5 protein-coding genes and 1 pseudogene are annotated in these 7,656 nt (G+C 71.4%); 2 read left to right on the forward strand and 4 right to left on the reverse strand.

All coding sequences use genetic code 11. The features are described from left to right. From QK444_RS28275 to QK444_RS28285, 3 genes are all read right to left on the reverse strand, one after another. The coding region (locus tag QK444_RS28275; protein WP_282785191.1) for an alpha-(1->6)-mannopyranosyltransferase A at positions 1–1,677 on the reverse strand (1,677 nt) is incomplete at its 3' end. Between the two features lie 67 nt (positions 1,678–1,744). Continuing rightward, complete coding sequence (gene crtI, locus QK444_RS28280; protein ID WP_282785192.1) at positions 1,745–3,322, reverse strand: phytoene desaturase family protein; 1,578 nt, start codon at positions 3,320–3,322, stop codon at positions 1,745–1,747. A 55-nt stretch (positions 3,323–3,377) separates the two neighbouring features. After that, entirely contained in the window at positions 3,378–4,499 is a 1,122-nt protein-coding gene (locus QK444_RS28285; RefSeq protein WP_282785193.1) for a polyprenyl synthetase family protein, read from the reverse strand. 657 nt (positions 4,500–5,156) lie between these two features. Between QK444_RS28285 and QK444_RS28290 the strand changes: the two genes are divergently transcribed. Further along, entirely contained in the window at positions 5,157–6,155 is a 999-nt protein-coding gene (locus QK444_RS28290; RefSeq protein WP_282785194.1) for a methylenetetrahydrofolate reductase, read from the forward strand. 79 nt (positions 6,156–6,234) lie between these two features. Beyond that, entirely contained in the window at positions 6,235–6,945 is a 711-nt protein-coding gene (locus QK444_RS28295; RefSeq protein WP_282785195.1) for a hypothetical protein, read from the forward strand. A 306-nt stretch (positions 6,946–7,251) separates the two neighbouring features. Here QK444_RS28295 and QK444_RS28300 read toward each other — a convergent pair. Further along, a pseudogene (locus tag QK444_RS28300) lies at positions 7,252–7,656 on the reverse strand (glycosyl transferase); the annotation flags it as partial.

Below are 7,656 nucleotides of genomic sequence, written 5' to 3' on the forward strand. Positions count from 1 at the left end.
GTGCTCGGTGCTCAGCCGCAGCGGATCCACGGTGCGCAGCGCCAGTGCGGCCACCACGGCGGCGAAGGTGGCCGCCGCGACGTGCAGCCAGTTGTAGAGTCCGATCGACCCGTCGGGGTTGAACACCAGCATCAGCCAGGTGCACAGCCCCACCAGCCACTGCAGCGTCCGGGTGGACAGCGCGAATCCGGCGGCCAGGGCGAGCGGCCACGAGTAGTACCAGGGCAGCGCCGCGGGCGAGAGGATCACGATGGCCACGAACGCGATGCAGATGCCGAAGACGGCCTCGCGCTCGCTGTGCCGGAACCGCCACCACGTCCACACCAGCCCCACCACCAGCGCGACCGCGCACAGCATGCGCGTCACCGACAGCACCGATTCCAGCCGCAGCGGCGACACCCAGGTGACCATGTGCGCCATGATGGTCGGCGCGGACAGCCAGTTGATGATCTTCTTCGAACCGGACAGCGCCGTCAGCCAGCCGATACCGACCCCGGCCAGCGCCGAGGCGGCCACGAAGACCGCCGCGAACACCGAGACGCCGAGTCCGGCGATCTTGGCGAACATGAGCACCGGATGCGGCAGTTGCCCCTCGTCGTCCGAGCCCTGCGCACGCGCCAACTCGGCCCGCCGGTCGCGCTCGTGGATCATCCAGATCCACACCAGGAACGGCAGCGCCACCCCCGCGGTGGCCTTGATGGCCACACCGATGGCCAGCACCACGAATCCGGCGACATGGTGTTTCTCCAGCACCAGCGCGATGGCCGCGGCCATCAGCCCGACCATCAGCATCTCGTTGTGCACACCGCCGATGAGATGGATGAGCACCAGCGGGTTGAGCACCGCCAGCCACAGCGCCGTGGTGGGCTTGCCGCCCAGATGCTTGGTCAGATGCGGTACCGCCCACAGCATGAGCGCCAGTCCGGGCAGCATGACCAGCCGCAGCGCGATGGTCCCGGCCACCACATTGTCACCGGTGATGGAGGTGATGCCGTCACCGAGCAGCAGGAAGATCGGGCCGTAGGGCGCGGTGGTCAGCGTCCACACATTGGAGACGTTGTCCAGCAGCACACCGGGATTGACCACCGGACCGACCTGGTAGGGGTCGAAGCCGTCGCGCAGCAGCGCGCCCTGCGCCAGATACGAGTAGGCGTCGCGGCTGAACATCGGCACCGCGAACAGCAGCGGGAAGATCCAGATGCCGACGATGGCGCGCAGTTCGTTCAGGGTCACCGCCGGACCGCGCACGGTGCCGATGGTGATCCGCCCGAGCCGCACCCAGGCGGTGATCATGGCGAGCACGCCGATCCACACGAACAGCGTGGACAGGTAGTAGCCGTGCCCGAAACGCAGCCAGGACAGGTGCGCGGCCTCCAGCAGCGGGTCGCGGCGGCGCACACTGCCCGCCCCGAACCCGCCGAAGGTGATCATGACCGCGCCGAAGAAGCCGAGCAGCGCCGCCCGGCCCTCCGGGCTGCGGATGAACTCCGCGACGTAGGCCCAGCGGCGGCGCGCGGCGGCCTCGCCGTCGGTCCCCGTGCCGATATCGTGTCCGATGCTCACCATGCTCTGTCCCGAAATCGCTGTGCCGGTGGCCGCTGTCGTCGGCCCTGGGGTCGCCACACTGTCGCCGGAGGCGTCCGGTGCGGTGGCGGCGTCCGTGTCGGGGGTCGGCATTGGCGGTCGTTCCCCCCGGAAAGGTCGGCGGTCTGGTGACCGCATCGGATTCTGGACGCGGGCCAGTCTAGTGCGTCGGCGACGGGGCCACCGCGTCGGTGCGGCCGGTTCCGGTCCGGGCATGTCGCACATCACCCGTGATGCGCGCCGCGGCGAGTCGTCCGGAGAGCAGAACGGTCGGCACGCCGACGCCCGGGGTGGTGCCGCAGCCTGCGAGAACGACATTGTCGCGGCCGCGCACCAGGTTGCGGGTGCGGAAGGGGCCGGTCTGGCGGAACAGGTGCGCCGCGGAGAACGGCGTGCCCGCCACCATGCCCCGCTCCAGCCAGGTGCGCGGAGTGTCGACGTGGTCGATGCGGAAGTGTTCGGAAATCCCTTGGTAGCCGCGTGCTTCCAGGGTGAGCAGGAGTTCGCGCAGATAGGCCGGGCCCAATCGGTCCCAGTCCAGCGCCGCCGCATCGAGATTGGGGCAGGGTGCCAGCAGCGACAGCGGTTCGTGCCGAGTGCCCGCGCGGTCGATGTACAGCGTCGGGTCGGTGAGCGCGGGCCGGGTGAGCAGCAGCGACGGATCGCTCATGAGCGCGCCGCGGCCCGGTCGGGCGGCGATCTCGGTGAAGGTGTCGTCCCAGGCCCGGCCGAAGTCGATGGTGTGATGCGCCCGCACCGGCCAGGATTCGGTCTCCCGCGCCGGAATGGTGCCGTGCGCGACGACCGCCGAGGGGGAGGCGCGCAGCCAGCGGCGGCGGCGCACGCCGAAACGGTCCAGACCGCCGAGGTCGGCGGTGAGCACCACGGCGTCACAGGGCAGGGTGCTGCCGTCGGCGAGCCGGACGGCCCGGGCCCGGCGGCCGTGATAGTCGATGCCGGTGACCTCGGTGTTCACCGCGAGGGTGCCGCCCGCCGCGGTGAAGGCGCGGGCCAGGGCGTCGGCGATGGCGCGCATCCCACCCTCCGGGTAGTACACGCCCAGGCAGGTGTCCATGTACGGGATCGCGCCGTAGACGGCGAGGGCCCGGGCGGGGGCCATCCCCGCGAACAGGGCCTGGAAGCTGAACAGGCGACTGAGCTGCTCATCGCCCAGCATGCGCCGCACCCGGGGGCCGAGGCGGCCGAACGCGCCGATGCGCACCAGTTCGGCCAGCGCCGTGCGCTTCTCGGGGATGCGGACCATATCGAGCGGGGAGTCGAAATTGGTGTCCATGAAGGGTCCGAACTCGGCCCGGTAGACCCGGTGCAGCCAGTCGCGTAGTCGCCGGTAGCGCCGGGCGGCGGCGGTGCCGCGCACACGGGTGATCTCGGCGGCCATGGCGTCCGGATCGGCGTGGACGGCGATGACGGCGTCGTCGGCGAAGCGCGCGCGGTAGGCGGGGGTCACGTCGAGAATGCGCAGCCCGACCGACTCCCGGGTGTGCCCGACCGCCGCGAGCGCCTGGTCGACGAGTTCGGGCAGGGTGAGAATGGTTGCCCCGGAATCGACCTCGTAGTCCGGGCCGCGATAGCGGCCGACCCGCCCGCCCGGGTGATCGGCCCGCTCCAGCAGCGTCACCTGTCGTCCGGACCCGGTCAGGTGCAGGGCGGCGGCCAGTCCCGCCAGTCCCGCGCCCACCACCACGACCCGATCGGTCGGTCCCGCAACAGTTCTCATTCGACGGCTTTCGTACTCGTTCGGGTGCTGGTTCGGTGTCGGTGCTGGTTCGGGGTCAGTAGGCGCGCGCGGTCGCGGCCTGCGCCATTGTCCGCAGGTGCGCCTTGGCCTCGGCGGTGGCGGTGCTGCCGTCGAGGGCGGCGAGGCCGCGTTCGGTGAGGTCGGTGATGCGCCGCTCCACCGCGTCCACCGCGCCGAGGTCGGTGATGACGGTGCGCAGCCGCGCGACCGTGTCGGCGTCGAGATCCGCGCCCAGGCTCTCGCGCAGCAGCCGGGCCGCCGCCGGATCGGTAGCGTCGGCGCGGGTGAGGGCCTCGGCGATCAGGACGGTGCGTTTGCCCTCGCGTAGGTCGTCGCCGGAGGGTTTACCGGTGATCGCCGGATCGCCGAAAACCCCCAGCAGGTCGTCGCGCAGCTGGAAGGCGATGCCGATATCGGTGCCGAATTCGTGGTAGGCCGCGATGAGTGCCGGGTCGGCGTCGGCGAGTGCGGCGCCCATGTGCAGCGGCCGTTCGATGGTGTAGGCGGCCGTCTTGTAGCGGTTGATCCGCAGCGCCGCCGCCACGGATTCGTCTCCCGCGGACTCGCCGTGGATATCGAGCAGCTGCCCGCCGAGCACCTCGGTGCGCATGGCCGCCCACACCGGCGCGAATCGGGCGCGGGCGGCGGCGTCCAGCCCGGCCTCGTGGGTCATATCGTCGGCCCAGGCCAGCGCGAGGTCACCGATCAGGATGGCGACGCTGGTGCCGTAGTGGTCGGCGTCCCCGGCCCACTCGGCGTCGCGGTGCCGCTGCTCGTAGTCGACGTGCACGGTCGGGAAGCCGCGCCGGGTACGGGAGGAGTCGATGATGTCGTCGTGGATGAGGGCGCACGCCTGCACCAGTTCCAGCGCCGAGCAGGCGGTGAGCACCGCCGCCGCGGCCGGATCGTCGGCGCGTCCGCCCGCCCCGAGCCAGCCGGTCCAGGCGAACGCGGGCCGGGTGCGCTTGCCGCCGCGCAGCACGAAATCCGCCAGGGCACGCGCCGCGTCCACGAAAACCGGGCCGAGAGGTTCCACGAGTGGCGCGCGGCTGGCGAAGAAGTCGGTGAGTCGCTCCTCGACGGCTGCGACCAGCGACCCCGAGCCCGTTGCCGGAAGGGCCGGGTGACGGGTCGGCGTACCGGGTCCGGCGGACACGGGGGACCTCCTGAGATTCGTGCTCGGATGCCGCGCTGGCAACAGTGGTTCGCCGCCGCCGCGACCGCGGTTCGTCCGCGAGGGAAGTTCGGGCTCGACTGTACCCAGCGGAAGAGCGCCCGTCCGTGGTGGGACAGCCGTCGACCCGCGCGGGTGACACCGCGCCGTCGGATACCTGGGGCATCCGACCGAGTGCCAGGTGATCTCGTGTGCACGGCCGGGAACGGCGGCTTCGTCTCGCGTGTGGGCGCAGCCGCCCCGACGTGGCACGGGCGAGTCGTCTGCGTGGCCGGGTATGCGTGGGCCGTATGGGCTGTTGTCCGTGTGCCCGGGGTGCACGGGCCGTAGGGGGCTGTTGTCTGCGTGGCCGGGGGTGTGCGGGGCCGGAGGGACGGACTGCTGTCCGCGTGACCGGGATGTGTCGGACCGCAGCAGGGGCTGTCGCCTGTGTGTCCGGGCCACATACGGGTCGCGGGTGCGGTCTGCCCGGTGCCCGGTACCGGTCTGAATGCCGACTGGTTCGTATGGCAGGTGTGTCCGGTAGGTGAGACAGCCGTCTCGTTTCTCGGGCAGGCCGGGGTGTCTGTGCGGGTCGCGACGATCGAGGCGGTGCGGGTGGCGGTCGGGCGCGGGTGTCGCGCCCCCTACACTGGGGCCGTGAGTTTCGACGATGTACGGGGAGCTTCGACCCCTGGCCGAGTTTCCCGCACGCCGCAGGTTTCCGGAACTCCATCGGTTGTGCAGCACCTCGGCCCCCGGCCGGACGGGTCGATTCCGTTCTCGGTGGAGTTCAATCCGCCACGTGACGCCGCCGGGGAGGCACGGCTGTGGCGGGCGGCGCGGGAGTTCGAGCGGCTGCATCCGGCCTTCGTATCCATGACCTACGGTGCGGGCGGGTCCACCCGCGATCGCACCATTCGGGTGACGGGGCAGCTGGCGCGGGAGACGACGCTGCTCACCGTGGCGCATCTGACCGCCGTCGACCACAGTGTCGCCGAATTGCGCTCCATCGTCGGCGCGTACGCGGACTGCGGCATTCGTAATCTGCTGGTGCTGCGCGGCGATCCACCGGGCGATCCGCTCGGGGAGTGGGTGAAGCATCCCGACGGCGTCGAGTACGCCGAGGAGCTGGTGCGCATGGTGCGCGAGCTCGGCGACTTCCACGTGGGCGTCGCTTCCTTCCCGCAGGGACATCCGCGTTCGGTCGACCTCGACTCCGACACCCGCTTCCTGTTGGCGAAACTGCGTGCGGGCGCGGAGTATTCGATCACTCAGATGTTCTTCGACGTCGAGCACTATCTGCGGCTGCGTGATCGGGCGGTGGCGGCCGATCCGGAGCAGGGGGCCAAGCCGATCATTCCGGAGCTCATGCCGATCACCTCGCTGCGCACCGTGCAGCGGGCCGAGGAGCTGTCCGGCCGCCCGCTGCCAACCGCGGTGCTGGAACGCCTGCGCAAGGCCGCGGGGGACGGTCCCGAGGAGAACCGCGAGGCCGTGCGCGCCGCCGGGATCGAGATCGCCACCGAGATGGCGCAGCGGCTCATCGACGAGGGCGCGCCCTGCCTGCACTTCATCACGCTGAACTTCGCCAAGGCCACCGGTGAGGTGCTGTCCAACCTCGGCTACACGGTCACTCCCGCACCGGTTCGCGCCTGACCGCGCCGGGCGAAATGCCCGGAATGCACTGGTCACGGGAGTAATGTCCCTCCTCGACCGCGACTCCGAGGAGACAGACATGCTGATGTTTCACAACCTCGTCCGAGTGGTGGGCGCCCTGAGCGCCTGCGCGGTCCTCGCGGGCCCCGCGACCGCCGCCCCGAGTACGGGCGGGCCGGAGTCGGACGCGAGCGCGGTCATCGCCCGCGCCATGGACGCGGCGGCGCCCGGCGACTGGCTCAGCGCCTACGGCCAATCCGTCGAGCGCCTGGAAGAGCTGGGCGTGCAGCCGTTCCTGTACCCGACGGCCGCCCCGTTCTGCCTGAACTCCACCACCCTCGGCCTGGCTCCCGCGATGGCCGGAGCGATCCCCGGCCCGTGGCCCAGATTCGCCAGAGATATTCCCGGGCTCGACCTCTCGGCCGTGAAGACAGGCCAGACCATGTTCGCTTTCGTGCCCTACGGCCTGGCCGCCGACGGTGCGGACACCTCCGGCATGCAGGTGGTGTGGCTCAATGCCGATACCGGCCGATCCGGTTTCGCGCCCATGGGTTCGATGTCCCAGATGGTGCGCTCCATGATCCCGCCGCAGGTCCCGGCCGAACTCCGCCCGATGGTCGAACGGGCGGTCGCCGACTTCTTCCTCGCCACCCTGCCACGCGGCGGCGTCCGCGCCGTCCCGGTCGAAACCGGTTCCGGCACCGTGCTCGCGGCCATCTTCGGCGTGGTCCGCAACGGCGCGGCCTCCTGCTTCTTCCTGCCCACGGTGGGCATAACCGAGGTGCCCTGACCTCCGCACGGGGTCGCCGGGCGGGTCAACGGGCGAGCGCCTGCCAGTTGTCGACGCGGGGGCCTCGCGGCACCGAAGCCCTGCCGCAGCGATCTGCCGATGCCCGCCACGCCGATGCCACGGCCAGCGTGAGCCTCGACAGTTCCACTGCGCCATCACATGACACGGCGAAATGCGCGGTCTTCGCCCGCCGCGCACTCTGCCCGGCGCTCCCGGTCTCCGGAATCCGCTCGGCGGTCCACGCGCCGTACGGCGCGTGAGTGCTGGTGTGCACAGCGTGCGCGGGAGTGCTCGCGGTCCGGCCGGTCAACCGTGGATGTCGCGGCTCTTCCAGGTCAGCGTGCCCGCACGGTGGGCGCGGTGGGAACGGTAGGACAGGCGCAGGTAGGCGGCGATGGAGAGCGGATGGGCCAGGGCCGCAAGGATATCGGCGACCGACAGGGCACGGCGGCGCTCGGTGCCGCGGGCCAGCAGCCGGGCGGTGACGGCGGCGGCATAGCCCAGCAGTCCGGTGTGGCGCAGTCGATCCCGGCCCACGACGGCGGCCAGCGGGGGCACCCAGTAGGCGAGGGCGGCGAGGCCCGCGACGGCGGCGCTGCCGGTGGGGCCGCCGTAGGCCGACCACAGCCAGCGGGTGTAGCCGGATTCGAGTTCGGCAGCGTCGCGGTACATTCGGGTGCTGGCGAGGCGTCCGGCGGCCGCCAGTACGGT

Source organism: Nocardia sp. CC201C, assembly GCF_030010695.1.
GTDB classification, from domain to species: domain Bacteria; phylum Actinomycetota; class Actinomycetes; order Mycobacteriales; family Mycobacteriaceae; genus Nocardia; species Nocardia otitidiscaviarum.